This is a genomic window from Thalassospira sp. CH_XMU1420-2 (assembly GCF_037029325.1).
In the GTDB taxonomy this organism is placed as follows: domain Bacteria; phylum Pseudomonadota; class Alphaproteobacteria; order Rhodospirillales; family Thalassospiraceae; genus Thalassospira; species Thalassospira povalilytica.
Genome location: NZ_JAYMEG010000003.1, coordinates 173152 through 198874 on the forward strand (window position 1 = coordinate 173152; position 25723 = coordinate 198874).

Genomic DNA, 25723 nt, shown 5'->3' on the forward strand with positions numbered 1-25723 from the left:
AGTTTGCAGTATGAGGGAAAGTTCGAATTCAGGCGATATCGTCAGACATCGGGCGGCGTTTGCGCCCGGTAATCATGGCGCGGATCAGGTTTTCGTGATGGCGCAGACTTGCCAGCAGCACACCGCCAATATGCAACAGCACAAGCGCAAGCAGGCCGTTGGCCAGAAATTCGTGAATATGTTCGAGGGCATCAGAGCCCCAGAAGGCATCGGTGGTGTAAAGCCAGCCGGTAAAGGCACAACCGCCCATGGCAAGCAGCAGGGCGATGATCATGGCTGCCCCGGCCGGATTATGGCCGATATAGCGGTGTTCACGACCGCGCGCGATATCGCCAAGATAGCCAAGTGTGGTTGCCGGGCCCTTGATGAACTGGGCAAAGCGGGCATAGTGCGTACCGACCAATCCCCAGACCAGACGCAGCGCAATCAGGCACCCGGCAGCATAACCGGCCCAGTGATGAAGGGCGTGCCATTCATCGGCCGTGATCCAGGCGATCAGGAAGCTTGTTGCCAATCCCCAGTGAAACAGGCGGATGAACGGATCCCAGACCTTGATCGACATGATGGTTCCTTTCAGACAGACAGAAAGCGTTTCCGGCGACGCGGGGGACTATTGGCGCCGCCAGAAACACCCGGATATGGCAACAACTGACTTTGGGGATCAGTCGTCTTCGCCATCCTGTTTGACGATCACGAAAGATGCCGGATCGAAATAGGCTTCGATTTTCTTGCCGTCGCTGTCGATGGCGTAAACTTCAAAGCAGCCTTCGTCTTCCTTGATCTTGCGCACGTCCCAGCCTTCGCCGGTCAGCTTGGCCTTGAGTTCATCGGTGGTTTTCCATTCCGATTTCGGAACCTTGCAGTAATCCTCGTCGGCAAAGGCCGCAGTCGAGGAAAGCGACGCGACCGCCCCGGCCAGAAGGGCCGTGATGGCAACGGCAAAAAGGGCAGTTGGGAAAACAGTTCTTTTCATGGGCATAATCCTTCATAACTGTGGGACGCGGATCCGGCAGAGGGAACGATGCAGGAATTCCGGCGGACGCAGGCGATGTGACGGACATTTCCGGGATGTGCCGTGTCAACGATGCGCCGAACAGGAACAAGAATGACGGTGTTTCCTGACAGCCAACTGAAGGCGCCATGTGCGTTGTTCAGGTTGCTGTCAGGACAGGGGCATAGCCAGACGGTTTGGTTCAATAACGGTCTGGTGCAGATATCGTGGATGGAAAATCGTTGCGAATTCTTCTGGTCGAAGACGAGATCATGCTGGGCGAGGCAGTGCGCGATCATTTGCTGGCCAGTGGCGAGGCGGTGGATCACAGCGAAAATGTCACCGATGCCGAGATCATGATGCGCACCACCAATTATGATGTGCTGTTGCTTGATCTTAATTTGCCAGATGGCAGCGGGCTTGATCTTTTGCGCGGGCTCAGGCGGCGCGGATCGGCCATTCCCTGTATCATCCTGACCGCCCAGGATCAGATTTCCGACCGGATTGCCGGGCTGAATGCCGGGGCGGATGATTATCTGGTCAAGCCGTTTGATCTGAATGAATTATCGGCCCGTCTGGCCGCGGTTGCGCGGCGTTATAGCGGCAATCCCAATCCGTTTGTCACCCTTGATAGCGGGGTCGAGGTTGACCTTGCCGGGCGGACGGTTCTGGTGGACGGGGTGCAGACCGATCTGACATCGCGCGAATGGGCGTTGCTTGACCAGATGGTGCGTCGCCCCGGTCAGACATTGTCAAAACGCCAGCTTGAAGAAGCGCTTTATGAATTCGGGGCGGAAATTGAAAGCAATACGGTTGAAGTCTATGTCAGCCGGGTGCGCCGCAAGCTTGGGCGCGATGTGATCAAGACCGTGCGCGGTGTGGGTTATCGGGTATAGGGCGGGGCCGGCATGATGAAAATCAAGCAGCAAAACAGCCTGCAATTCATCCTGACCAAGCGGCTGACGATCATTGTCGCGCTGTGCTGGATCGCGGGGTCGGTTCTTGCGGCCTATAGCATGTATCACGAACTTGAAGAGGCCGCCGATACCGGGCTTGTTGAAACCGCCCGGCGGGGTTCGACCCTTATGCGGTTTTATTTCGATGCCCATTGGGACGGATCATCCATGGTGGTGATGCCGACCCCCGCCGATCAAGTGGCAAGCACCGATAATGACGGGGACGAGGAAAATGTCGCCGATTACCTGCTTTATCAGTTGCGGGCGGCTAACGGGGATGTGCTGTTACGGTCGCATAATGCCATGGCCGCACCGTTTGCCGCCCCGGTAGCGGTCGGGTTTTATCAGGATGACGATTTCCGGATTTATACCGCCCGCAGTGGCGACGGGCAGCTTTACATGCAGGTGGCAGAGCCGCTTGAGCATCGCCACGAGGCAATTCTTGAAAGTGTGGCGGCACAGTTTTTGCCGATTGCGCTTCTGATCCCGGCGGTGATTATCGGGATCATCCTTGGCGTGCGTCAGGGGCTTAGGCCGGTACAGCGGGTGCGCGACGAGATCGAGGCGCGCGGCGAAGGCAACCTGACGCCGATTGAACAGGAAGAAGCCCCCGAAGAAATCACCACCATCGTATCGGCGGTCAACAGCCTGATGGGCAAGCTTGAGGCAGCGCTGAATGTCGAGCGCAGCTTTACCGCCAACAGCGCCCATGAATTGCGTACCCCGATTGCCGCAGCCCTGGCACAGACCCAGCGGCTTGTGCTTGAACTGCCCGAAGGGCATGAAAGCCGCAAGCGCGCCCTTCAGACCGAGGCATCGCTTAAACGGTTGTCGCGGCTGGCCGAAAAGCTTTTGCAGCTGGCGCGGGCCGAAGCGGGCGGCGGCTTTAGCCCGACCGGGCATGATCAGAAGCTTGGATCGACGCTTTTGCTGGTGATTGATGATCTGATGCGTGCGGGAATCGATGGTGGTGATATCGTCTATGACAGCGACGCGGTGGCAACGCTTGAGGCCAATATCGACCATGATGCCTTTGCCATCTGTTTGCGCAATCTGATTGAAAATGCGCTCAGGCACGGGGCAAAGGACCAGCCGGTCGAGATTACGGTCACAGATCGTCACATCATCCGGGTGGCCAATGGCGGACCGGCGATCGCCGCAGGCAATCTTGATGATCTTAAAACCCGGTTCAAACGATCCCATAACAGCGGGGACGGGGCGGGGCTTGGACTTGCCATCGTTGATGCGATTGTCCGCAATACACGGTCCGAGCTGAAGCTTTATTCGCCGCGTCCGGGCAAGACGGACGGTTTCATGGCGGAATTGATCCTGCATCAAAGCTGAACGCAAAAAGGCCGCCCGAAGGTGGCCTTTGCGTTATTGGTATCGTGATATCCGCGAAAAGCGCGCAAAGCGCGAAGATGGTGCGGGCTATTTGCCGACCCCGACCTTGATGGCCAGTTTGCGAAGCGGGCTGATGCGGTTGATTGCCGACAGGCCAGCCAGACGCAGGTCGCGCAACGGTTTGGGTTCAAGCATCGATGCGCGGTTCAGGATATCGATACCGCCGACCCGCATCACGGTTTTGGGCAACTGGCGGCGTTCATAGGATTTCAGAAGCGGGGTTTCGCCGATATCCTTGCCGTGCAGCTTGGCCTTTGCCATCAGTTCGGCCAGGGTTTCGATGTCATGCAGGCTCATATTCAGCCCTTGTGCGCCAATCGGCGGCACGACGTGGGCGGCCTCGGCGATCAGGGCAAGACGGGCGGCAATCAGACGGGTGGGGATCTGTGCGATCATTGGCCAGACCGCCCGCGGGGATGCCACGCTTAGCGGACCAAACAGGTTCATGGTGTCATGGGTGATTTCGGCGGACAGTGCATCGTCACTCATGGCATTAAGCTCATCGGCACGGGCCGCAGGCGTCATCCAGACCACGGACGAGCACGGTTTGCCATCAAGATCGGGCATCGGCACCAGTGTCAGCGGCCCGCCGGTGCGGTGGATTTCGGTCGAGATATTGTCATGCGGCTTGTCATGGGTGACGACAAAGACCAGCGCGCTTTGATCATAGGCCCAGCGTTTGTGTTTGATCCCGGCCATGTCGCGCAAGCTGGAATTGCGGCCATCGGCGGCGATCACGACTTTCGCCCGGACGGTTTCACCATCGGACAGTGTGACTTCGCCAAAACGCGCCGTGCTTTTGAAGCCGGTTACCGTGGTCGAAAACCGGAAATCGACATTTTCAAGTTCGGCCAGACGGGCCATCAGGGCAACGCGGGCCGCCTTGTTTGAAACGTTCCAGCCAAAAAATCCCTGTTTGGTTTCGGCCCCGTCAAAATCGGCGGTTTCGCGCGGTTGCCATTCGGAACCGCCGGCATCGACGATCCGCATGACGCGAAGCTCCGCCCCGGTCGGTTTGATCGCATCCCAGACACCGGCCTTTTTAAGGGTTTCGATGCCCGGCTCAAGAAAGGCGGTGGTCCGCAAATCCGTGCCTTCGCCAATGTCGGCGGGGGCCGGATCGACAATCACGATCTGATGTCCGTCGGCCGCAAACCGTGCGGCTGCACTCATTCCGGCGATCCCGCCACCAGCAATCAGAATATCGGTTTCGATCATGATCGGTCTTTCCTGTCTTCACGGCAAAATGCAACGGCCAAAGCCATACATTTGATGTCGGGCAATGTGCCCGTTTGGCGGACTATACGCAATTGTTTTGCCAAATGTCTTGATACAGATCGTCTTGCTATACGCATTGCACCCGCCATCCGATTGATCATGCAAGCAGCAGGCAGCAGAAAGGTGCAAGAGGCATCGTATCGGGGACGGGAGGTGTTTGGGGCGTCGGAGCAGGGGGCGAGCTGGTGGTGCTGTGTTGCCGTGGTGTTTTGGTGCCGTGATGTGGTGCTTGCAAGGGTAGGGTGACAGGAATTGCGGTGGCTCGGTATGGTTCAGGCCGTTCCGGGGGCATGTCACAGCAGGCATGTGGCGGGCGGGATTGCGCCGGAAGGGCGGATCGGGCATTTTGGGCGGGCGTTTGTTGCCACCACCTTTATGTGCAGGATATTTGCCATGCTCGCCTGGGTCTATTTGATGGGCGCGATCGGTCTTGAAGTGATCGGGACCGTGTCGCTTAAATTTTCCAACGGATTTACCGACCTGAAATTTTCGGTCCTGACACTTGTGATGTACGGGCTGAGCTTCTGGGTGCTGGCGCTGACCTTGAAGGTTTTGCCGATCAGCACGGCCTATGCGGTGTGGTCGGGGCTTGGTACGGCGGCCGTCGCGGTCATTGGCCTGGTGTTTTTCAAGGAGCCGATGACCGCCCTTAAGGGTGTTTTCCTGTTGATGATCATTGGCGGTGTGGTCGGATTAAAGGCGATCAGTTCGGAAAGCTAATCCCGAAACTGCATGCCGATCCGGGGCAGATCATTTTCGATGTCGCAATGAGCCGGATTCCAGCCAAGGTCGGTGACGGCCCTTGTCGCGGTCATGGTTTGATGGCGGGCAAGTCCCGCCGCCCAGCAGCCCAGTCGGGTCATTGCGGTTTGCACCGTGATCGCATCAATCTGGCAATCGGGCGTGCCGACATGGCGGGCGATCAGACCGGCCAGCGCACGGTTGGTCAGATCATTGATCGCAACCCCGAAATAGCTTGAACCGGGGGTGGCGTTGCCAAGGGCCAGACAATAAAGTTCGGCCAGATCATCGGCATGAACCATCGGCAGGGTCACATCGCCATCGCCAATCAGGGTGACGCGGCCCTTGGTACGTGCGGTATTCAGATCACGGCCAAGAAGCCCGTAATGCCCGTGCCGCCCGGTGGCATAGACACAGCCCGGGTGAATGACGATGCCGTGCAATCGTTCATCGCCCAGCACGCGATCAATGCCGGAGCACATCCATTGAAATTCGGGCAGCGGATCAAAGGGGCTGCCTTCATCGATTGACTGTCCGGGCGGCGTTTGCGCAAACAACCAGCTGCCACCGGTATAGAGGAAGCGCACAGGTCCGGGCATGGCGTGCATCGCCGGGATCAGGTGATCAAGCAGGGTGCGGTCGATATCGGTCATGGCATCGGAAAAATCGCAGGCCGCATGAATGACCGCATCAACGGGCGGCAGGGTCGCACACCAGCGGGCGGGATCGGTCAAATCACCATGGATCGGAACAGCCCCGACCGCGCGCAATCTGGTGCAGGCGGTTTCAGATCGGGCCAGCGCAAAGACCCGATATTGACGGGAAATCAGGGTGTCAACAAGTGCCGAGCCGATCAGTCCGGTTCCGCCGGTAATGAAAACACGCATCTGAAATTCCTTCCTGTGAGAACAGATTTGGCGATGGCCACAGGGGGTGTTTTCCGACCTCAACCACGATTGAGGTCAAGCGGTTTTATCGGGGTAATCAAAATCCGGGCAAACAAAAAAGCCGGGCATTTGCCCGGCTTTGGAATTGTGATCGGCGATTTGATCAGGCGACTTCGAAAATGCCGTCAATTTCAACCGCAACGCCAAGCGGAAGCGATGCCACGCCCACAGCGGAGCGGGCATGTTTGCCGACATCGCCAAATATTTCGACCATGGTGTCAGACGCGCCATTGACGACTTTGGGCTGATCGGTGAATTCCGGGGCGGAATTGACAAAGGCATTGAGTTTGACAACGCGGGTGACCTTATCAAGGTCGCCGATCGCAGCCTTGAGCTGGGCAATCAGGTTGAGCGCGCACAGGCGGGCGGCCTTTTGGCCGTCTTCGACCTGATAATCCTTGCCGAGTTTGCCGACAAATTTCAGTTCGCCATTTTCCATGGTGATCTGACCGGAAATGTGAACCAGATTGTTCGAGACAACATAGGGCACATAATTCGCAACCGGTGCGGTGGCATTGGGCAGGGTGATGCCAAGTTCGGCAAGACGTGCGTCGATTTTACCAGCCATGATTTCCATCCTTCAGACTGTGGTGGCACAGGGTCGGAACCCTCGTTTGAGGCAAACTTACCGATCCTGACCGCCGAACAAAACAGTTTCTTTTGGTTCGTCGGTCATCGGGGATTTATGACGATGGCGGGGATTGGGCATTGCTGCGGTGCCGCATTTCACCGATAGTTGAGAAAAATCAAATTGTGCCGGGCGGCAAAGCACCGCAAAACTGTATGCACAACAACCGGTGCCGGTGGCAGATGCCGGGCACATGTTTGGAATGAAACCAGTTCGCCAAAGGGGACTTCATGGCATTGCGCGACCAGATCGGAAATTTGCATGGCGGGTGGCTTGCCCTGATCGGGGTACTGGTGATTTGCCCGGATGCGCTGTTGATCCGGCTGATTGAAGTCGATGACATGACGGCGTCGTTCTGGCGTCTGGCATTGTTGAGTGTTGCGACCCTGATGCTGGCCTTGTGGAAAGGGCAGCGGCGCGGCGAAGGTGTTTTGCAATCGGTCACACCGGGCAGGGCCGAGATCCCGGCAGCCTTGTTTTATTGCGGGACGACGATCTTTTTCATTTTGTCGGTACGCAATACCGATGCGGCCAATACGCTGGTGATCATTGCCGCAACCCCGCTGATTGCCGGGGTGATGGGGGTCTTCATCTTCAAGCGCGGACAACCGATGCGGACCTGGGTGGCATCCTTTGTCGTGCTGGCGGCACTGGGCATGATTGTCGGGGCCGGGTTTGGCGGCAAGAATGCGCTTGGCGATCTTCTGGCGCTGGGAACGGCGACCTGTATGGCCGGGTTCTTCAACGTGATCGGGGCCAAGCCCGAAATCAATGAAATCAAGGCAATGTTGCTGGGCGCTGTTCTGGGGGCGGTGATTTTGCTGCCGACAGCGGAGCCGTTCACTGTGACCGGCATGGACTGGCTGTGGCTGGCGATGCTGGGCTTTTGGGTGTTGCCGGTATCGTTTCTGTTCATTTCGGCAGGGGCGCGCAAAATTCCGGCGGCCGAGGTTGGGCTGATCATGTTGAACGAGGCGATTTTCGGATCGTTTCTGGTGTGGCTGTTTATCGGTGAAGTACCAAGCAACACGACACTGATTTGCGGATCGGTGGTGATCGTGACACTGGTGTTTCACAGCTATCTTGGCATTCGTGAAGTGCGCCGGATGCGGGTTGGTGCATCGGCCTGACCGGGGCGGTTATTGCCAGCGCACATCTTTCAGGTTGCTGTCAGGTTGGGGCTTTAAATGTTGCGGGGTTGGTCAAGGACCAATCGCCCCGCAGGGCATCTGTTGAGGTGCGCTTTCTGCTGCGGGGTGGATGTGCCCAGATAGCAGGTAGGCCTTTATGCCCCGTTCCCGGTTCGTGCCGAAAATTCCACCGATTGATTATCGTATTGTTCTTGTTGTGCTGGCGGTCTTTTTCACGCTGGTTCTCAATGCCAGGGTGCTTGGTCATTTCTATGACATTCTGGGCGCGCTTGGCGCCTATGACCGCGGATTTGCGATCAGTGCGCCGTTTGTGCTGATTTTGGCATCGCTTGTGGTGTTTACGCCGTTTTCGTGGCGCTATCTGTTCAAGCCGTTTTTCGTGGTGCTGATCGCAACAAGTGCGCTTGCCCATTACGGGATGATGAAATACGGCATCGTGTTTGATCGCGGCATGATGGAAAACGTGATCGAAACCAACCAGCTTGAAGCGGCATCCTATTTCAGTGTGCCGGCCCTGTTGTGGTTTGTGGCAACCGGTATCGTGCCGATATGTGTTCTTTTGATCGTGCCGTTGCGCTATCCATCAACAGTGTTGCGCGGGGTCGGGCAGCGCATTGTCATGATGCTTGTGCCGCTGGTGTTGCTGGGCGGGATTGGCGGCCTTTATTTCAAGGATTACGCATCGGTCGGGCGCAATAACAAGGTGCTGGGCAAGGAGATCATCCCGTCAAATTTCATCACCGGGACGATCCAGCTGGTCAAGCGGCGCTATCTTTATGCCGATATGCCGTTTCGCAAGATCGGCGAGGATGCGCGTCTTGTCGCCGCACCGGGAAAGACCAAGCCGACATTGATGTTTCTGGTGATCGGGGAAACAGCGCGGGCTCAAAGTGTGGCGGCCAACGGGTATGATCGCCCGACATCGCCCTTTACCAGTCAGATTGACGGGCTTCTGGCCTTTCAGAATGTGCAGTCCTGTGGCACGGCGACCGCGGTTTCGGTTCCCTGCATGTTTTCACCGATGGATCATGCCAATTATGACGGTGAAATCGCGCGCCACAGCGAAAGCCTGATGGATGTGTTGCAGCGTGCCGGGGTCAAAGTTCTGTGGAAGGATAATGATGAAGGTTGCAAGGGGGTCTGTGACCGCATTCCGAGCATCGAGATTTCAGCCGATGCGTTTCCCGAAGAATGCGTTCTTGGCACCTGTTATGACGAGGTGATGTTGCGCAACCTTGATCAGCAGGTGGCAGATAAGCCGGTCGATCAGCTTATTGCCTTTCACCTGATGGGAAGCCACGGGCCGACCTATTACAAACGTTATCCCGAGGCCCATCGTGCCTTTGCGCCGGACTGCCCGCGCAGCGATATTGAAAATTGCAGCGCCAGCGAGCTGATCAATACCTATGACAATACAATCCGCTATACCGATTATGTGGTGGCGGAACTGGTGGCGAAGCTTAAATCCTATGAGGATCGCTATAACACCGTGTTGCTTTATGTGTCCGATCACGGGGAATCGCTTGGCGAGGGCGGGCTTTATCTGCATGGCGCGCCCTATATGCTGGCCCCGGATGAACAGACCCATGTGCCGATGATGATGTGGATGTCCGATGGATATCAGACCGCGCGCGCGGTCGGGCAGGAGTGCCTTGGTGATCAGGCGCAAAATGGCGCGTTTTCCCATGACAATCTGTTTTCAACCGTGCTTGGCGTCATGGGGGTCGAAACCGGGCTTTATCAGCCGGCCAAGGATATTCTGGCGCGCTGTGCCGCCAGCGATGCCGACATGGCAGGGCGGCGCGACGGGGCCGTTGAAGCGGCCCTTGCGACAGTGTCCGCGGCCGGTCCGCAACGGCAGTAAGGTGCCGGGACAAGGCCCGCAAGGAATTGACAGACGGGGCACTTCGTATTAGTTGAGTGAACTCAGTGAGTTTGCTTGATGAGTTGGAGGGCCCCGATGAGCATTCGGGCAACCAGACGTGAAGAAACCCGTCAGAAGATACTTGAGGCGGCGCGGGGCATCCTTGAAAGCGGTGATTTCGAGGAGGCATCGACGCGCGAAATCGCCAAGCGGGCCGGGGTCGCCGAAGGGACGATTTTTCATCACTTTTCGACCAAGGAAGAACTGATCATCAGCTGTGTGACCACGCAGCTGGCCGAAGCCATTGAAAAGGGTCTTTATACGATGGACCCGGAATGGTGCTTTGTGGATAAGCTGATGCATGTGGCGTCATACCGCTTTACCCAGATCGGCCTTCATCCGACACTTTGGAACGTGATCATGCGCCAGCTGACCTTTGCGCCGCGCAAGGGGGCGGTGCATGACATGATGCAGCGCAGCGGCCTGATCAAGGCGATTACCGACCTGATCGAAGAAGCGCAACTTTCGGGGGAATTGAACCCGGATCTGTCACCGACCCTGATCCGCAAAAGCCTGATGGCGCTGTTTCTGTTTACGATCCACGAACATATGAGCACGCAGAATTTCGACTGCGAAGATATGTGTGCGACGCTGCGCGAACTGATCGAGGTCCAGACAATCGGACTTTGGGCACGCAAACCCGAATGTGCGGCGTAACTGGACCTATTCCCCGATCAGATGCAGGATGACCTGGCGTCGATGCGGGGCGTGGCGATGTTCGAACAGATAGATGCCCTGCCAGGTGCCAAGCAGGGCAAAGCCATCGGCAACCGGGATGGTAAGGGACACGTCGGTCAGGGCCGATTTGATGTGGGCGGGCATGTCATCGGGGCCTTCGCAGGTATGGCGATAAAGGCTTGGATTTTCCTGAACCAGCCGGCCAAAGAATGTTTCCAGATCAAGACGCACATCGGGATCGGCATTTTCCTGAATGGTCAGGCTGGCCGATGTGTGGCGGACAAAGACCGTCAACTGCCCACGTGCAATGCCGGTCGAGGCGACCCATGATTGCACCTGATCGGTGATTTCAGTCAGTCCCTGGGTACTGGTTTTGATTTCAAGGGTGCATTGATCCTGACGCAGCATCATTTCATCTTGCCTGTCATTGACGGGAAATTGGCCTGGCGGTGATGGTAGAAGTGCGATCTGTTGCTGACAAGGGGGCTGTCATGTTTGTTGGCGGGTGCAGTGAAACTATCGCGTTTTCAGCATGTTATCCGTGCCACAATATTGCCACTTGACGCAAACGGCCGGTGTGAATAACGATCTGGGCGTTAACTTTCGACTGGAAAATCCGTTGCGTTTCATTTCCTGCATGCTTGTGATCCTGATCAGCCTGACAGTTCTGCTGTCTGGGCATGGCACCGTGCAGGCAGGTTCCGGTTCGTCCGGTGACGGGCACCATGTTGTGACGATCGATGTCACCAAACCGGTGTCCCATGATCCGCATTCATCCCATGCCGATATTTGTGGCATGACGGTGTGCGGTCCCTATGCCGAGGAACATGTCAGCACGGCATTGTTCATGCCGGTGGTGACGTCTGTGACCTATTGGGTGCAGGACCGTACCCTTGTTCCCGCCGAGGCGGATGGCAGCTACAAGCCGCCGCGCGCCTGAAAATAATCCCGTTTTAAAGAAAACGCCGTCGTTTGTTTGGCCCGTGTCTGTTTGACCAGTGTCGGGCAAAGCAGCAAGGTTTGCGCATGTCTTCATGCGGCGATGGCAATCATTCTGACGATTATTTTCAGGAGCATGATATGCCCAGTTTCAAGAAATCCCTTATCCGTCACATCGCGGCATCGACCGTTCTTTTGAGCACGCTTGCCGGTATGCAGGCCCCGGCCTTTGCCGGTGCAGGCCATAGCGGTGGTCATGGCGGGGCATCGACCGATATTGGTGCGCCCGGCCAGTTGTCCGATGTTCGCCGGACCATCCGGATCGTGATGGAAGACAATTTCTTTGATCAGGAAAAGATCATTGTGCGTGCGGGCGAAACCGTACGCTTCATGATCGAGAACAAGGGCGAATTCGTTCACGAATTCAATATCGGCACCGCAGCAATGCATGCAGACCATCAGAAGGAAATGTTCATGATGATGGAGCATGGCGCGCTTGAAGCCGACAAAATCAACATGGCGATGATGGAAATGGACATGGGCAACGGCATGACGATGAAGCATGACGATCCCAACAGTGTCCTGCTTGAGCCGGGCCAAAGTGCCGAAGTGATCTGGACATTCCCCAAGGACACCGAACTTGAATTCGCGTGCAATGTGCCGGGCCACTATGAAAGCGGCATGATGGGCAAAATCCGTCTTCAGTAATCATCATTGATGTGACCGGGGGCGTTCGGGATCGGCTTGTCTGCCATCCCGGGCGTCTGTCCGGCCTTTTCAGGTAATTTGAAATGAAACAACGAATTGTCTTACGCGCCCTGTTGGGTGCGCTGGGGACGGTTATGCTGTCTGCGCCCAGTTTTGCCGCGACCTATGATCTGACGGTCGACTATGTCGAGATCGATACCGGAACCATGAAAACGCGCGGCATCGGATATAACGGGTCATCGCCCGGGCCGACCTTGCGGTTCAAGGAAGGCGAAGACGTGGTGATCAATGTCACCAACAATCTCGAAGAAGCAACGTCGATCCACTGGCACGGGTTGATCCTGCCCTATCAGATGGACGGGGTGCCGGGCATCAGTTTCCCCGGCATCGAACCGGGCGAAACTTTTACCTATCGCATTCCGGTTTCACAAAGCGGCACCTACTGGTTTCACAGCCATTCGGGTTTTCAGGAACCCGACGGGGCCTATGGGTCGATCATTATCGAGCCGCAAAAGCGCGAACCGTTCAAATTTGACCGCGAATATGTGGTGGTTCTGAAAGACAAGCACCCGCATTCGGGCGAACGCATCCTGCGCAATCTGAAAATGATGCCTGATTATTACAACCGCAATCAGCGCAGCCTTGGCGATTTCATCATGGATGTGCGCAAGAACGGCCTGGGCGCGACACTTTCGGAGCGTGCCGACTGGGGCGCGATGCGCATGATGCCGACCGATATCGAGGATGTGCAGGGCTTTGTCGGCCTGATCAACGGCATGTCGCCCGACCAGAACTGGACGGGGGTGTTTCATCCCGAAGAACGGGTGCGGTTGCGGTTCATCAATGCATCGGCCATGACCTATTTCGATGTGCGGATCCCCGGACTTGAAATGACGGTGGTGCAGGCCGATGGCAATAATGTGCAGCCGGTAAAGGTTGATGAATTCCGCATTGCGGTTGCCGAAACCTATGACGTGATTGTCCAGCCCAAGGACGACAAGGCCTATGCGATCATGGCGGAATCAATGGGGCGTTCGGGATACGGATTTGGCACATTGGCCCCGCATGAGGGCATGCGTGCCGAAATGCCCGAATTGCGCAAGGAAGCACCGCTTCTGACCATGGCCGATATGGGCATGAACCATGGTGAGATGGGGCACGGTGATATGGGCCAAAGTGAGACGGGCAAAGGCGATATGGCCGGAATGGATCCTAGCACAGCACCATCGGGTAATGCGGCAATGGATCATGGATCGGCCGGGTCGATGCCAGGCATGGATCATTCCGGCATGACCGGCATGGACCATTCGAATATGACTGCCATGGACCATTCTAAAATGGCGGGCATGGACCATTCAAATATGGCGGGGATGGAGCATTCGGCGATGGCGATGGGCAATCGCGCCGATCCGTTTTATGCGGCGGGTAGCGGATTGACGCCCAAGGCGGCAAATGGCGGCAAGTTCCTGTCTTATGCCGATCTCAAGGCGCAAAAGCCGCTTTATGCCGACCGTCCGGCCACGCGCGAGATCGAGCTGCGCCTGACCGGGAATATGGAACGCTATAGCTGGTCGATCAATGGCGTGAAATACGAGGATGCCGAGCCGATCCGCCTGAAATACGGCGAACGGGTGCGGTTCAAGTTTGTCAATGAAACCATGATGTCGCACCCGATGCATCTGCATGGCATGTGGTCGATCCTTGATACCGGGCAGGGCAAATGGAACCCGGTCAAGCACACCATCAATATCAATCCCGGCACCACGGTCTATTCCGAGACCGAGGTCGATGAGCCCGGCCAATGGGCGTTTCATTGCCATCTGAGCTATCACATGGCGACGGGCATGTTCCGCAAGGTCGTGGTTGAAGGCGGTCCGGCGGTTGCGACACTGAAGAACGGGAATTGATCCATCATGAAACGATATGATCTGATGATGAAGGGCGGCTTTGTCGCCATGGTGATGGCCGCCGTTTCGGGCACCGGACAGGCCGCAGAAGGGCGGACCTATTACGGGTTCCAGGCCGAACAGTTTGAATATCGTCTTGGTGACGAGAATGAAAAACGGCTGGTCTGGGATGCGGATGCCTTTTGGGGAACGGACGAGCTCAAACTGCGCTGGCAGGGCGAGGGCGAACGCGACCTTGATGCCGATATCAATGAAGGGCTTGAAAACCGGTTGGTGCTGCAAACCCCGATCAGTGACTTTTTCGATGCCAAGGCGGGGGTCAGGCTCGATACCCCAACGGGCACTGATCGCTGGTACGGGACGATCGGGATCATGGGGCTTGCGCCGCAATGGATCGAAGTTGATGCCGATCTTTTTGTCAGCGAAACCGGGGATGGCAGCGCGCGGCTTGATCTTGAATATGAGGGGCTAATTACCAATCGCGTGATCCTGACCCCGTCGATTGAGCTGAATGCCGCCTTTTCCGAGGATCGGGAAATCGAAGTCGGCACTGGGATATCAAGTGCAGAGATCGGATTGCGGTTAAGCTACGATCTGATTGATCGCAGTGTCGCGCCCTATATCGGGGTGTCCTATGAACGCAAATTTGGCGATACCGCCGACTTTGCCAAGGAAGACGGCGAGGATTTCGAGGCGACCTATATCGTCACGGGGCTTCGGTTGATGTTCTAGAAACAAGGGCCGGGAGGACTTCCTTCCGGCCCTTTTTATATGTGAGGATCAGCAAGACCCGGCAGATCAGATGGGTAGCTTGATCAGGCCGCAATGCGGTCCTCGTTCGGTCCATAGAAACGAAGGGCCGTCATGGCAAGATTGCCAAATTCATAGCTGTCATGGATGACATCGGGGGCGAAATCATCGGATGCGGCGCCAAGGGCGACATAGAACGGCATCAGATGGTCGTCTTCGGGATGGGCCATGGCGGCATGGGGCGCAAGGCGGCGATAATCGAGCAGGGCGTCAATATCATGGGCCCTGACCCGGTCGATCATCCAGGTGGTGAATTCGATCGCCCAGGGATCAATCGGGCCTTCGTGACGATCAAGCGCACGCAGATTGTGGGTCATCGCCCCGCTTGCCACCACCAGCACGCCAAGATCGCGCAAACCGCGCAATTTTTTGCCCAGTTCAAAATGATCGGCCGGACCGCCATGGGCCAGCATGGAAAGCTGGAAAACCGGGATGTCGGCATCGGGCCTTGCAAGGATCAGTGGCATCCAGGCTCCGTGATCAAGACCGCGCGCATCGTCGGTGGCACAGCCGATCTGGTCGGCAATCTGCCGGGCCAGTGCCGGATCGCCAGCAACGTCATAGTGCAACTGATAAAGGGGCTGCGGGAAACCATAGAAATCGTGAATGGTTTCCTGACGCGCAGCGGTCGATATGGTCGGTTCAGCTGTTTGCCAGTGGGCGGAAACCATCAGGATGGCGCGCACGCCATCGGTATGACGGCCAAGATTGCCGACAAAGAAATCAAATGCCGGCGTGCTTTGGCGCGCCACCAGCATCGGCGAGCCGTGCGAAATAAAGATCGGGGCCAGATTATGCCGGTCTTGCGATACGGATTGATCCGGCCGGGACGGGGAGATCGCGGTGTCAGTCATGGCGGACTACCTTGGTCAGAATTGCATCATTTGCCATGACTATGCGCCGCTGCGGGCGGCAAGACCAGACCCGGTTTGGCAACAGTCTGTTGCCAAGGCCCGCGTTACAGTGGGGGGAGGGCCGAGGGCGATGGCAACAGGCTGTCGGGGGGGAGAATTAGCGACGGCGACCAAACAGCATCAGCAAGACACCGCCGACGATGCCGGCAATCCCGGCGATCAGATACCAGATGGTTTCATCGGTATAGCGACCAACCAGTGTTTCGGAAATCTGATCCACAGCACTTTCCGATGCGTTATAGCCCGTCACCAGAAGGCCAACGCCAATCACAAGGATAACAACGCCAAGAATGCGGCCAATCGACATGATGTTTGCTCCTGTTTTTTTTCGGTTCCGTTTGCCAGAACTTTTGAACAGGGTTGATAACGCGCAATCGGGAAGCTTGTTCCATGGATTGTTGTATCGGAATGATCAAGGTTGTTCAGTGTGCTGTGTCATTGATGCGCAAAATCATGCAGGTTGTGCATTTGAGCGCAAACATTGTGCTGCTTCTTCGCGGGAAATAAGGCCTTGGCCAAGCTTTTCCATCATTTCCACATATTCGTGATCTGATGCGCGGTTCAAATGCACGCCATTGTCGGCAAGAAACAAATCGGCGGTAAGCAGGGCCGTACGTTTGTTGCCGTCAACGAATGGGTGATTGCGGGCTATTCCCTCTGCGAAGCATGCAGCAAGGATGAAAATATCCGTCTCGCCATAGGCAAAAAGGTTTTTGGGGCGACCAAGTGCGGATTCAAGCAATGCTGCATCCCGCAGACCATAAGACCCGCCACCGATATCAATCATGAATTTGTGTACGGTTTCGACATCAAGTCGATTTGGCCATTTTGGCGGGATCACCGTCGCGCCAGTTCAATGATTGTTTCGCGGTGATAGTTAGCCCGTTCTTCGATCTGGCGACGGCGTTGCTCTGCCGGATCGGTTAGTGTTTCGGTCAGGCGACGATATTCTTCTGCGGATAACAGAACAAGGCGGTCGCGTTGATGGCTGGTGATAATCACCGGCTCATGCATGGCCGCATCACTGAATGTACCAATATTGTTTTTGAATTCTGTTGCCGAAACACGGGTCATTTTTATCTCCTGCAAGTCATCGCCATTATAGTCAAAATGTCCATTTTGTCCATTATTGTGACATCAGGAGATGTCTGGCAGGGTATCAACGACGTCACTGCTGGTGGTCAGTTGACAATATTCCGAGGCCAGAACGGCGGCATAAAGGTCAAACACATCCTGTGCCGGGAAGGTTTTGCCGTTGGCATCGGTCACATCGATTGCCGTGGTCGCATCGAGCGGCAACCAGTTTTCAAAGCCCAGACAATGGGCCATGCGGATGGTGACATCCATCGAGTTATGAATAACCACACCGGTAAAGATCAGGCGTTTGATCCCTTGATCGTGCAGGTGTTTTTCAAGCGTGGTGCCGACGAATGCGCAGTTTTGCTGCTTGGCGAAGACGGTTTCACCGGCAATGGGCGCGACTTCGTCCTTGAACGGCTGTCCGGGGCCGTTGACATAGAAGCTTGAAGCCGGATTGGCTTCTTCGTGGCGGATATGGATCACGGGCAGGTCGGCGGCGCGAAAGGTCGCGAGCAGTTTGGCAATCACATCGGCATAGCCGGGATTGTTTTTGGCATTCCATCGCGGATGATCCATTGCCTTTTGCACATCAAGAATGATCAGGGCGGTATCTTGGCCAAGCGTTGGAACGGGCATGGTGGTGTTTCCTTGTCTGACGGGCCGGGGCAAACCAAAAACGGCCGGGAAAATCCCGGCCGTTTTGCTGATCAGATCAGAAAGTCGTTCGGGCCGTAACCCTTAGGAGCAACCAGTGGTCGCGCCGCAAGAGTCGCATTTCAGGCAGGTGCCGTTACGCACCAGGGTGAAGTTGCCGCAATCGGGGCAACCGTCGCCTTCGTAGCCCTTCATGCGGGCTTCGCGAATTTTGTCCATCTTGTCATCGGTTTTGGCGATGACTTCTTCGCTTGCCGTCAGGATCGCAGAGGTCTGCGGTGCGGACGGGGTCGCGGTGGTTGCGGCACTTGCGGTGGTTTCATGGCTGTGATTGTGGCCATGACCGTCCGTGCCGGTGGACTTGACTTCGACAACGCGTTCTTCGGTCTGGGCGCCGCCATCGACAACATAGAGGTTGCGACGTACGAAGCCGCTTGATGCGACCTTGCGGATGGTTTCGATCGCCTGATCGCCGGCTTTCTGGGCGGTTTCGCCAAGATCACCTTCGGCGACACCTTCGCCAACGGCATCGGGAAGGATGTCGGACGGCTGAACGTGGGCAAGGTCGTTACGGCCAAGGTAAGAGATGGCGAGTTCGCGGAACATGTAATCAAGGATGGAGGTTGCCATCTTGATCGCATCGTTGCCCGAAACCATACCCGACGGTTCAAAACGGGTGAAGGTGAAGGCTTCGACATATTCTTCGAGCGGTACGCCATACTGAAGGCCGATGGAAACCGCGATTGCGAAGTTGTTCATCAACGAGCGGAAAGCAGCGCCTTCCTTGTGCATGTCGATGAAGATTTCGCCAAGCTTGCCGTCTTCATATTCACCGGTGCGCAGGTAAACCTTGTGACCGCCAACGGTGGCCTTCTGGGTGTAACCCTTGCGGCGACCCGGAAGCGAGCGACGCTCGCCGCGGATGACGCGTTCAATGATTTTTTCAACGATCTGTTCAGACACGGCCGTTGCCTTGGCAGCGGTCGGCTGATCGGCGTAATCGTCTTCTTCAACCAGGGCAGCGTTGAGCGGCTGGCTGAGTTTCGAGCCATCACGATACAGAGCGTTGGCTTTCAGACCCAGGCGCCAGGACAGCATATAGGCGTCCTTGCAATCCTGAATGTTAGCACTGCTCGGCATGTTGATGGTTTTGGAAATCGCACCCGAGATGAACGGCTGGGCTGCTGCCATCATGCGGATGTGGCTTTCAGCCGACAGGTAACGCTTGCCGATACGGCCGCACGGGTTTGCACAATCAAAGACCGGAAGGTCTTCGTCACGCAGATGCGGGGCACCTTCAAGGGTCATCGAACCGCAAACATAGGTGTTGGCTGCTTCGATCTGTTTCTTGTCGAAACCAAGAGCGGCAAGCATGTCAAAGTCCATAGAGTTGATGGCTTTGGCATCGAGGCCCAGGGTGTTGACGCAGAAATCATCGCCAAAGGTGTATTTGTTAAAGACGAACTTGATGTCGAATGCGTTTTTAAGCGCACCTTCAACCTTGGCAATGGCGTCGTCATCAAAGCCCTTGGCGCGCAGATCGTCATGGGAGACGGCTGGCGAACCAACGAGGGTTCCGTGACCAACCGCGTATTTTTCAATGTCGCGGATCTGGTTTTCGGTATAGCCAAGGGTCGCAAGCGCAACCGGAACGGTGCGGTTGATGATCTTGAAGTAACCGCCGCCAGCAAGCTTTTTGAACTTCACAAGGGCGAAGTCCGGCTCGATCCCGGTGGTGTCGCAATCCATGACCAGACCGATGGTGCCGGTCGGCGCAATAACGGTGGTCTGGGCGTTGCGGTAACCGTGCTTTTCACCCAGTTCCAGTGCCTTGTCCCATGCAGCACGCGCTGCAACCGGAAGATCGGCATAGGGGCTGTCAGCAGCAACCAGCGGAACCGGATTGATCGACAGGCCTTCGTAGCCTTCCTGTTCGCCATAAGCCGCACGGCGATGGTTGCGCATGACGCGCAGCATTTCATCGGCATTGTCGGCATAGCCCGGGAACGGACCCTGTTCGCCAGCCATTTCGGCCGAGGTCGCATAGGAAATACCACACATGATCGCGGTCAGGGACGCACCGATCGCACGGCCTTCGTCGCTGTCATAAGGGATGCCCATGCTCATCAGCAGGCCGCCAATGTTGGCATAGCCAAGGCCAAGGGTACGGTAACGATAGGACAGTTCGGCAATACGGTCGGACGGGAACTGTGCCATCAGAACCGAGATTTCCAGAACCACAGTCCACAGACGAACGGCATGTTCGTAGGCCTCGATATCAACGCCGCCATCATCGGAACGGAAGTTCATCAGGTTGAGCGATGCGAGGTTACATGCGGTGTCATCAAGGAACATGTATTCCGAGCACGGGTTGGACGCATTGATGCGACCCGAATTCGGGCAGGTGTGCCATTCGTTAATGGTGGTGTCGTACTGGATGCCTGGATCGGCACAGGCCCAGGCTGCTTCGCCAACCTTGTCCCACAATTCGCGGGCAGAGATGGTTTTTGCGACCTTGCCGTCGATACGACGGATCAGGTTCCAGTCACCGTTATCAAGAACAGCCTGAAGGAAGTCGTTCGACACACGAACAGAGTTGTTCGAGTTCTGACCCGAAACGGTCAGATATGCTTCGGAATCCCAGTCAGTGTCATAGGTCTTGAAGCTGATTTCGGTGAAGCCCTGACGGGCGAATTCGATGATCTTGTTGATATAGGAATCCGGGATCATCACAGCGCGGGCAGCAAGCACAGCTTCTTTGAGCTGCGGGTTGGCGCGCGGAATGAAACGGTCTTCCGAATCAGCGGCACCGTCCCAGTTGGTGCAGGCCGCAAGAACTGCGGTCAGGTGCTTCTCAGCAAGTTTGGAACCGGCAACAAGGGCTGCAACTTTCTGTTCTTCGACAACTTTCCAGTCGATATATTCTTCGATATCCGGATGGTCGATATCAACCACGACCATTTTGGCTGCACGGCGGGTGGTGCCACCCGACTTGATCGCGCCAGCAGCACGGTCACCGATTTTCAGGAAGCTCATCAGGCCCGAAGAACGACCGCCACCCGACAGGGTTTCGCCCGCACCGCGAACGTTCGAGAAGTTCGAACCGGTACCCGAACCGAATTTGAACAGACGGGCTTCACGGGTCCACAGATCCATGATGCCGCCTTCATTGACCAGGTCATCGGCAACCGACTGGATGAAGCAGGCATGGGGCTGCGGATGTTCATAGGCACTGGCCGATTTGGTCAGTTCGCCGGTTTTGAAATCAACATAGGAGTGACCCTGTGCCGGGCCGTCAATGCCATAGGCCCAATGCAGGCCGGTGTTGAACCACTGCGGAGAGTTCGGCGCACCCATCTGGTGGGAGAGCTGATAACGCATTTCATCAAAGAAGGCCTGCGCGTCAGATTCGGCGTCAAAATAGCCGCCTTTCCAACCCCAATAGGTCCAGGTGCCGGCAAGGCGATCAAAGACCTGGGTCGCGCTGGTTTCGCTGGTATAGCGTTTTTCAGCCGGCATTTTGTCAAGCTTGGCGGTGTCGGCAGTCTTGCGCCACAGCCAGGACGGGACGTCCTTTTCCTTGACCGGTTTGAGGGCAACCGGAACACCGGCCTTGCGGAAATATTTCTGAGCCAGAACGTCACTCGCCACCTGTGACCAGGAAGCGGGCATGTCGATGTCATTCATCGCAAAAACAACGGAACCATCCGGGTTTTTGATGACAGAAGATGACTTACGAAACTCGATGTCGGCGTAAGGGCTGACACCGTCCTGAGTGAACTTTCTGGTAATCCGCATGGTCTGCTCCGGTTTTGATCAGACGTGAGGGGGCGCTATCTGGTAATGCGCCAACATCGCCTGACTTTATATAGTTTGCTCATCGCTCTTGCGCTGCCCCAATACCCGATATTTTCCGGTGTTTTTGGCGCCTCGCATCTATCTGAATTCGGTGGTGTGGTCCCCCCTTGGAACCATCCGGTCCGTGGGGAAGACTATAATGGCAAAATTTCGCCACAGTCCACTAATCTTTGTGGTTGACAGCAATTTTTACCACAACATGTAGTGGGTCGATTGCTGTCTTGCTGATTCGATGCTGGTGGGATTCGTGTTAACAATCTCTGAATCAAGGCTAAGGGCCTGTAAAACTGCGGTTTCTGTTACCGCGAGATTGTGTGCCTGTCCTAAGACTCGGACTAGATGTTGTGTGGGAAGGATCGGTTTTCCCGAACACGAACCCAAGCTAACGCTGTTTGCGTTTCATTTCCAGTGCGAAGCTGAAAATGTGCCGTAACAATGATGTTCTTAGCACATGCGGCAATGATAACAGTTTGATATTTATATTAAAGTATTGATTTTATCGCAGGCGCAAATCCGCAGATATCAGCCAACAGCCCATACCATATATATGTGCGTGATTGTGGATAACCGGGTGGACAGACGCCCCAGATATATGCGGATCAATGAGTCGTTGCACTACAAGCAGTTGTGGGTTGTTTTGAACCGGTAAATATTTGTCAGACCGGGGTGGTTGTGTTGGATGCAACGCTGATTTCCCGTCGTGAAAATTGGCTAAGTTTGGGAGAGAGGGTGATTCGAGAGCCTGAACCCAAATCGGCACAGTATGGTGGCTTGGTTGTTCTCGATTTTGTGCGTGTTGACGTTTACGTAAAAGTAAAGCAGTATCGATGTATGTCTTTACAGGATGGGGCCTATTGTGGAAGCCAGAATTACGTCAGAAATTAGCGATAACATCTGCACGATCAGCATTAATCGTCCCGATAAACGCAACGCCCTTGATGGTGCAATGTTTGATGCATTGGCAAATGCGATGAACCGTGCAGATGCAGATACAAATGTGCATTGTGTCTTGTTGCAAGGAACAGGCCCACACTACAGCGCGGGTCATGACATCGCTGAATTTGCCAGATTGTGGCCGCAACCCGAAGACGGTTCGGTGCGTCGCTGTATTTCTGCCTTTGCCAAACAATCCAAGCCAATGGTTGCCGCCGTTACTGGTGCGGCTGTGGGATTTGGTGCCACCATGCTTTTGCACGCCGACTGGGTTGTGGCGGGTGAAAGTGCAGTTTTCAAATTTCCTTTCGCCGATTTGGGCATCGTCCCGGAAGCCGGGGCTACAGCACTATTAGCACGCAGAGTAGGGGACATCGTTGCCAGAGACTGGCTATTAAGTGCCCGTCGAATATCCGCAGACGAGGCTTTGCTCCATAGATTTGTCTCATGCGTAAAACCGGATGCCGATGTGCATTCCGTGGCCCGGGACTATGCCGTTTGCCTCGCCGGAAAACCTGCCGAGGCATTGCAAACCAGCCGTCGTCTGTTAAACGAAGGTTACGCCTTGTCGGCCAGCGAAGCCATTGAGAGGGAGGTTGTCTATCTCAATAGCTTGATCCCCGCTGTTGCGAAAGCATCCAGAGGAAAACCTTAAAGTTCTCTGGGCCAAACGTCACAATTTTCTCGCAACAATATTACTATCATCGACGGTTTGTTTCGGTTTGTTTGTGAGGACCGCAGCGTAGGCCGTGGAGCGGGTAAAAAGCAATTCGGATACGAGTTGGAATTGGCTGTGTGTTGAAACATTGACTTTCAAACCGCATCACGACATATAAGTCACTTGTTCGACAGGGTTCACACCGCATGACCCCTGTTCCGCCGGTTTCAGTCTGGCGGACAAACCAAATCTGGAGAGAGACCCAACATGGCCACCGTCGGCACCCGTATTTATACTGCGCTGTTTGGCAAGCGCGTTGGCGAAGACCGTTTCGGCAATGTCTATTACACCGAAAAGACTCCGGCCAAGGGCCGCCGCACCAAGCGCTGGGTGATCTACAAGGGCGTTGACGAAGGATCGAAAGTTCCGGCCGAATGGCATGCATGGCTGCATTATACCCTTGATGCGCCGCTGTCGGAAAAGGCCGAGGACCGTTATGACTGGCAGAAAGAGCATCTGCCGAACCTGACCGGGACCAAACACGCATATCGCCCGCAGGGCCACGAATATAGCGGTGGCAAGCGCGCGAAAGCGACCGGCGATTATCAGGCCTGGTCGCCGGAAGGCTGATCAGCCGGAAATTTGAAAATTCAGGCGGGCGCGGGGCAACTCGCGCCCGTTTTTGTTTCGGGGCCTGCTTTTTGTTTAAGTGGTTCTGTTTTGGGCGGTTGTGTTTTGGCGCTGTGCAATACAATATGCCAATCAAAGAGATACAGATCGGATAAGGTCCATGAGCAACAGACTGATTGAAACCCTTGCAGGTGCTGCGGTGATCGCAGTCGCGATCGGGTTTGCAGCATATTCATACAGCCGTGCGGGGATCGACACGGTAGAAGGGTATGAAATCAAAGCCAGCTTTAACCGTATTGATGGTCTGGTCGTGGGCAACGACGTGCGGATTTCCGGCGTGAAGGTTGGCAGCGTTACCGGACAGGAACTTGATCCCGATACCTATATGGCGGTTGTCAAAATGTCGGTGCGTGCGGACCTGTCGCTGCCGATGGATAGTTCGGCCAAGGTGGCATCGGATGGTCTTTTGGGCGGCAAGTTCGTTTCGATCGAGCCGGGCGGGGATATCGACATGATCCAGGCTGGTGGTGAAATCGAATACACGCAAGGGTCGGTCAATCTTGAAGATCTGATTGGTCAGGTTATTTATTCCTCGACCAGTAGCAGCGAATAGGCACAAGCACACCATATTGTGACGGGCTATTGTGACCAGTTCGGGAATGGTGCCCTTGCAACTCGCAGGGCAAGATCAAACCGGTCATGATTTTGCCGGTTTTGCCGGGCAGGGTGCCGGGCAATGGCAGCAAAATGGTCTGCTGTGCAAGAAATGTCGGAGCGTTCGATGAAGAAAACCGAACAGATGGAACATTTTCCAACCTGGCAGGCGACAGACGGGTCGCCTTTGTCCTGCGTGGAAAAGATCAAGGTTTTGAACGACAATTTCGGCGAATTGCGCGAGATGATGCAGGATGCGCTTGAAGATGCGCTTCTGATGGGCTGCGACGAGGAGCAATTCCGCAAGGTGATGCGCGATCTCGTGGCCGAATTGCACAATCCCTATGATACCAGCGACACACAGGACTGAATAACAAGATGAAACGATCTTTTGCGATTGCCGCGATCTGTTCGACATGTGCAATGATCGGAACGGCCTATGCCGCGCTTGATTATCGTCCGGCCCCGGTTGCCCAGCTTCAGGGGCTTGATAAAATTACCGCCCGCATTTCGACCTTTGAAGTGCCGGTCGGGCAGGTCGCCAGTTTCGGCACCCTGTCGATCCGGGTGGATGCCTGTTACCGGACCCCGCCCGAAGAACGCCCGGAAAGCGCGACCTTCCTTGAGATCGCCGATGTGCGCGATGATGGTAACGCGACGCGCCAACAGCTGTTTTCGGGATGGATGTTTGCATCAAGCCCCGGTCTTTCGGCACTTGAACATCCGGTTTACGATGTGTGGCTGAAAGAATGTCTTGATCCGGCCGATGCGGACGACTCCAAACCCGAAGCCGCACAGGGCAAACCGGCCCCCGAGCAGCCATAAAATAGCAGCCATAAAATCGCAGCTATAAGTTCGCAGCCTTAATATGGCAGCCATACAAGTATGGATGTAAGGCTGTCATCAGCCTTGTGCTCTCGGGCACTCGGGCAGTGGGCTCCTGATCCTGGGTTTTTTCCGTCATCTGTTTGGTGTCTTTAGGTGAATGTTTGATCGTTCACGGAACGGACCCAGTCGTGCCATTTTGACGGAATGCAGGGACAGGCCGTGACGATATGTGGTTTGCGGGCGGGATTGCGGTTTTTGGCGGTTTTGCACCATTTCAGGGTTGTGAATGCCGGGCGAACCAATATTTGATTGTTTGGATGTTGTCCCAAATATGGCAAAAACGCCGGATATTGTTTCCTGAATAGAAAATATATGTTGCCGCAGCACCGGCTTGAGAGCCGGTGGTTTGACTGTCATCCTCATGCCACAAGTTTTGCGACGCAGCATTGCGG

At 55.7% G+C, this 25723-nt stretch carries 28 protein-coding genes; 15 read left to right on the forward strand and 13 right to left on the reverse strand.

The annotated features are described in order from the left end of the window. Window positions 1-28 precede the first annotated feature (28 nt). Both WA429_RS10400 and WA429_RS10405 read right to left on the reverse strand, forming a co-directional pair. Entirely contained in the window at window positions 29-562 is a 534-nt protein-coding gene (locus WA429_RS10400) for a cytochrome b/b6 domain-containing protein (RefSeq protein ID WP_114112573.1), read from the reverse strand. Between the two features lie 99 nt (window positions 563-661). Beyond that, window positions 662-973: a PepSY domain-containing protein gene (locus WA429_RS10405; RefSeq protein ID WP_068518068.1), complete on the reverse strand. Its 312-nt coding sequence runs from the start codon at window positions 971-973 to the stop codon at window positions 662-664. Window positions 974-1218: 245 nt separating this feature from the next. Between WA429_RS10405 and WA429_RS10410 the strand changes: the two genes are divergently transcribed. Together WA429_RS10410 and WA429_RS10415 are read left to right on the forward strand one after the other, a co-directional pair. Further along, on the forward strand, window positions 1219-1887 hold the full coding sequence (locus WA429_RS10410; protein ID WP_443082678.1) for a response regulator transcription factor: 669 nt from the start codon (window positions 1219-1221) through the stop codon (window positions 1885-1887). A gap of 12 nt (window positions 1888-1899) precedes the next feature. Continuing rightward, the gene (locus WA429_RS10415) at window positions 1900-3291 is read left to right on the forward strand and encodes an ATP-binding protein (protein ID WP_287465983.1); all 1392 of its coding nucleotides are present in this window, start codon (window positions 1900-1902) and stop codon (window positions 3289-3291) included. 87 nt (window positions 3292-3378) lie between these two features. Here WA429_RS10415 and WA429_RS10420 read toward each other — a convergent pair whose 3' ends face one another. Continuing rightward, window positions 3379-4569, reverse strand: coding sequence for an FAD-dependent oxidoreductase (locus WA429_RS10420; RefSeq protein WP_101245968.1), 1191 nt, complete (start codon window positions 4567-4569; stop codon window positions 3379-3381). Window positions 4570-5022: 453 nt separating this feature from the next. Here WA429_RS10420 and WA429_RS10425 point away from each other — a divergent pair, with 453 nt between their 5' ends. Then, window positions 5023-5349 (forward strand): DMT family transporter, encoded by a 327-nt coding sequence (locus WA429_RS10425; protein WP_287465985.1) that lies wholly within the window; start codon window positions 5023-5025, stop codon window positions 5347-5349. Here the strand turns inward: WA429_RS10425 and WA429_RS10430 are convergent. Both WA429_RS10430 and WA429_RS10435 read right to left on the reverse strand, forming a co-directional pair. Then, a complete protein-coding gene (locus WA429_RS10430; RefSeq protein WP_287465987.1) occupies window positions 5346-6257 on the reverse strand; it encodes an NAD-dependent epimerase/dehydratase family protein in 912 nt (303 codons plus the stop codon). The genes WA429_RS10425 and WA429_RS10430 overlap by 4 nt on opposite strands. 163 nt (window positions 6258-6420) lie before the next feature. Continuing rightward, window positions 6421-6885, reverse strand: a complete 465-nt coding sequence (locus tag WA429_RS10435) for a RidA family protein (protein WP_068518275.1) — start codon at window positions 6883-6885, stop codon at window positions 6421-6423. A 290-nt stretch (window positions 6886-7175) separates the two neighbouring features. On the opposite strand from WA429_RS10435, the gene WA429_RS10440 reads away from it, so the two are divergent. The 3 genes from WA429_RS10440 (at window position 7176) to WA429_RS10450 (ending at window position 10677) form a co-directional block, all read left to right on the forward strand. After that, window positions 7176-8075, forward strand: coding sequence for a DMT family transporter (locus WA429_RS10440; protein WP_101245971.1), 900 nt, complete (start codon window positions 7176-7178; stop codon window positions 8073-8075). A 157-nt stretch (window positions 8076-8232) separates the two neighbouring features. Beyond that, a complete protein-coding gene (locus WA429_RS10445; RefSeq protein ID WP_287465988.1) occupies window positions 8233-9960 on the forward strand; it encodes a phosphoethanolamine transferase in 1728 nt (575 codons plus the stop codon). Window positions 9961-10056: 96 nt separating this feature from the next. Beyond that, on the forward strand, window positions 10057-10677 hold the full coding sequence (locus tag WA429_RS10450; RefSeq protein WP_101245973.1) for a TetR/AcrR family transcriptional regulator: 621 nt from the start codon (window positions 10057-10059) through the stop codon (window positions 10675-10677). Window positions 10678-10683: 6 nt separating this feature from the next. Here the strand turns inward: WA429_RS10450 and WA429_RS10455 are convergent, their stop codons facing one another. Continuing rightward, a complete protein-coding gene (locus WA429_RS10455; RefSeq protein ID WP_287466147.1) occupies window positions 10684-11106 on the reverse strand; it encodes a secondary thiamine-phosphate synthase enzyme YjbQ in 423 nt (140 codons plus the stop codon). A 169-nt stretch (window positions 11107-11275) separates the two neighbouring features. On the opposite strand from WA429_RS10455, the gene WA429_RS10460 reads away from it, so the two are divergent. The 4 genes from WA429_RS10460 (at window position 11276) to WA429_RS10475 (ending at window position 14984) form a co-directional block, all read left to right on the forward strand. Continuing rightward, a complete protein-coding gene (locus WA429_RS10460; RefSeq protein WP_287465990.1) occupies window positions 11276-11638 on the forward strand; it encodes a hypothetical protein in 363 nt (120 codons plus the stop codon). Window positions 11639-11778: 140 nt separating this feature from the next. Continuing rightward, window positions 11779-12345, forward strand: coding sequence for a cupredoxin domain-containing protein (locus tag WA429_RS10465; RefSeq protein ID WP_287465992.1), 567 nt, complete (start codon window positions 11779-11781; stop codon window positions 12343-12345). A gap of 83 nt (window positions 12346-12428) precedes the next feature. Then, window positions 12429-14252, forward strand: a complete 1824-nt coding sequence (locus WA429_RS10470; protein ID WP_287465994.1) for a copper resistance system multicopper oxidase — start codon at window positions 12429-12431, stop codon at window positions 14250-14252. A 6-nt stretch (window positions 14253-14258) separates the two neighbouring features. Further along, window positions 14259-14984 (forward strand): copper resistance protein B, encoded by a 726-nt coding sequence (locus tag WA429_RS10475; RefSeq protein ID WP_287465996.1) that lies wholly within the window; start codon window positions 14259-14261, stop codon window positions 14982-14984. An 83-nt stretch (window positions 14985-15067) separates the two neighbouring features. Here the strand turns inward: WA429_RS10475 and WA429_RS10480 are convergent, their stop codons facing one another. From WA429_RS10480 to WA429_RS10505, 6 genes are all read right to left on the reverse strand, one after another. Beyond that, window positions 15068-15916 carry a DODA-type extradiol aromatic ring-opening family dioxygenase gene (locus WA429_RS10480; protein ID WP_287465998.1) on the reverse strand — a complete coding sequence of 283 codons (849 nt, stop codon included), beginning with the start codon at window positions 15914-15916 and terminating at the stop codon, window positions 15068-15070. A 157-nt stretch (window positions 15917-16073) separates the two neighbouring features. Continuing rightward, complete coding sequence (locus WA429_RS10485; RefSeq protein WP_068518054.1) at window positions 16074-16283, reverse strand: DUF3185 family protein; 210 nt, start codon at window positions 16281-16283, stop codon at window positions 16074-16076. A 144-nt stretch (window positions 16284-16427) separates the two neighbouring features. Next, window positions 16428-16817, reverse strand: a complete 390-nt coding sequence (locus WA429_RS10490; RefSeq protein ID WP_101245978.1) for a type II toxin-antitoxin system death-on-curing family toxin — start codon at window positions 16815-16817, stop codon at window positions 16428-16430. After that, entirely contained in the window at window positions 16814-17050 is a 237-nt protein-coding gene (locus tag WA429_RS10495) for a type II toxin-antitoxin system Phd/YefM family antitoxin (protein ID WP_212733765.1), read from the reverse strand. Before WA429_RS10495 ends, WA429_RS10490 begins: the two co-directional genes overlap by 4 nt. 63 nt (window positions 17051-17113) lie before the next feature. After that, window positions 17114-17692 (reverse strand): isochorismatase family protein, encoded by a 579-nt coding sequence (locus WA429_RS10500; protein ID WP_101245979.1) that lies wholly within the window; start codon window positions 17690-17692, stop codon window positions 17114-17116. Between the two features lie 102 nt (window positions 17693-17794). Then, entirely contained in the window at window positions 17795-21508 is a 3714-nt protein-coding gene (locus tag WA429_RS10505) for a vitamin B12-dependent ribonucleotide reductase (RefSeq protein WP_068518052.1), read from the reverse strand. 916 nt (window positions 21509-22424) lie between these two features. On the opposite strand from WA429_RS10505, the gene WA429_RS10510 reads away from it, so the two are divergent. From WA429_RS10510 to WA429_RS10530, 5 genes are all read left to right on the forward strand, one after another. Beyond that, entirely contained in the window at window positions 22425-23156 is a 732-nt protein-coding gene (locus WA429_RS10510; protein ID WP_287466001.1) for an enoyl-CoA hydratase-related protein, read from the forward strand. A 270-nt stretch (window positions 23157-23426) separates the two neighbouring features. After that, entirely contained in the window at window positions 23427-23789 is a 363-nt protein-coding gene (locus tag WA429_RS10515; RefSeq protein WP_068518051.1) for an NADH:ubiquinone oxidoreductase subunit NDUFA12, read from the forward strand. A 160-nt stretch (window positions 23790-23949) separates the two neighbouring features. Beyond that, window positions 23950-24402 (forward strand): outer membrane lipid asymmetry maintenance protein MlaD, encoded by a 453-nt coding sequence (mlaD, locus tag WA429_RS10520; RefSeq protein WP_068518050.1) that lies wholly within the window; start codon window positions 23950-23952, stop codon window positions 24400-24402. A 168-nt stretch (window positions 24403-24570) separates the two neighbouring features. Then, window positions 24571-24813, forward strand: coding sequence for a hypothetical protein (locus WA429_RS10525; RefSeq protein WP_068518049.1), 243 nt, complete (start codon window positions 24571-24573; stop codon window positions 24811-24813). Window positions 24814-24821: 8 nt separating this feature from the next. Continuing rightward, window positions 24822-25268, forward strand: coding sequence for a DUF2155 domain-containing protein (locus tag WA429_RS10530; protein ID WP_068518048.1), 447 nt, complete (start codon window positions 24822-24824; stop codon window positions 25266-25268). Window positions 25269-25403: 135 nt separating this feature from the next. Here WA429_RS10530 and WA429_RS10535 read toward each other — a convergent pair whose 3' ends face one another. Continuing rightward, the gene (locus tag WA429_RS10535; protein ID WP_287466004.1) at window positions 25404-25718 is read right to left on the reverse strand and encodes a hypothetical protein; all 315 of its coding nucleotides are present in this window, start codon (window positions 25716-25718) and stop codon (window positions 25404-25406) included. Between the last annotated feature and the right edge of the window lie 5 nt (window positions 25719-25723).

Coding starts and splice junctions, on each gene's coding strand:
- WA429_RS10415 (WP_287465983.1), top strand. CDS start 1,900: ATGATGAAAATCAAGCAGCAAAACAGCCTGCAATTCATCCTGACCAAG.
- WA429_RS10445 (WP_287465988.1), top strand. CDS start 8,233: ATGCCCCGTTCCCGGTTCGTGCCGAAAATTCCACCGATTGATTATCGT.
- WA429_RS10440 (WP_101245971.1), top strand. CDS start 7,176: ATGGCATTGCGCGACCAGATCGGAAATTTGCATGGCGGGTGGCTTGCC.
- WA429_RS10495 (WP_212733765.1), bottom strand. CDS start 17,050: ATGACCCGTGTTTCGGCAACAGAATTCAAAAACAATATTGGTACATTC.
- WA429_RS10480 (WP_287465998.1), bottom strand. CDS start 15,916: ATGACTGACACCGCGATCTCCCCGTCCCGGCCGGATCAATCCGTATCG.
- WA429_RS10455 (WP_287466147.1), bottom strand. CDS start 11,106: ATGCTGCGTCAGGATCAATGCACCCTTGAAATCAAAACCAGTACCCAG.
- WA429_RS10470 (WP_287465994.1), top strand. CDS start 12,429: ATGAAACAACGAATTGTCTTACGCGCCCTGTTGGGTGCGCTGGGGACG.
- WA429_RS10485 (WP_068518054.1), bottom strand. CDS start 16,283: ATGTCGATTGGCCGCATTCTTGGCGTTGTTATCCTTGTGATTGGCGTT.
- WA429_RS10425 (WP_287465985.1), top strand. CDS start 5,023: ATGCTCGCCTGGGTCTATTTGATGGGCGCGATCGGTCTTGAAGTGATC.
- WA429_RS10525 (WP_068518049.1), top strand. CDS start 24,571: ATGAAGAAAACCGAACAGATGGAACATTTTCCAACCTGGCAGGCGACA.
- WA429_RS10515 (WP_068518051.1), top strand. CDS start 23,427: ATGGCCACCGTCGGCACCCGTATTTATACTGCGCTGTTTGGCAAGCGC.
- WA429_RS10530 (WP_068518048.1), top strand. CDS start 24,822: ATGAAACGATCTTTTGCGATTGCCGCGATCTGTTCGACATGTGCAATG.
- WA429_RS10500 (WP_101245979.1), bottom strand. CDS start 17,692: ATGCCCGTTCCAACGCTTGGCCAAGATACCGCCCTGATCATTCTTGAT.
- WA429_RS10475 (WP_287465996.1), top strand. CDS start 14,259: ATGAAACGATATGATCTGATGATGAAGGGCGGCTTTGTCGCCATGGTG.
- WA429_RS10450 (WP_101245973.1), top strand. CDS start 10,057: ATGAGCATTCGGGCAACCAGACGTGAAGAAACCCGTCAGAAGATACTT.
- WA429_RS10430 (WP_287465987.1), bottom strand. CDS start 6,257: ATGCGTGTTTTCATTACCGGCGGAACCGGACTGATCGGCTCGGCACTT.
- WA429_RS10405 (WP_068518068.1), bottom strand. CDS start 973: ATGAAAAGAACTGTTTTCCCAACTGCCCTTTTTGCCGTTGCCATCACG.
- WA429_RS10400 (WP_114112573.1), bottom strand. CDS start 562: ATGTCGATCAAGGTCTGGGATCCGTTCATCCGCCTGTTTCACTGGGGA.
- mlaD (WP_068518050.1), top strand. CDS start 23,950: ATGAGCAACAGACTGATTGAAACCCTTGCAGGTGCTGCGGTGATCGCA.
- WA429_RS10435 (WP_068518275.1), bottom strand. CDS start 6,885: ATGGCTGGTAAAATCGACGCACGTCTTGCCGAACTTGGCATCACCCTG.
- WA429_RS10420 (WP_101245968.1), bottom strand. CDS start 4,569: ATGATCGAAACCGATATTCTGATTGCTGGTGGCGGGATCGCCGGAATG.
- WA429_RS10535 (WP_287466004.1), bottom strand. CDS start 25,718: ATGCTGCGTCGCAAAACTTGTGGCATGAGGATGACAGTCAAACCACCG.
- WA429_RS10465 (WP_287465992.1), top strand. CDS start 11,779: ATGCCCAGTTTCAAGAAATCCCTTATCCGTCACATCGCGGCATCGACC.
- WA429_RS10505 (WP_068518052.1), bottom strand. CDS start 21,508: ATGCGGATTACCAGAAAGTTCACTCAGGACGGTGTCAGCCCTTACGCC.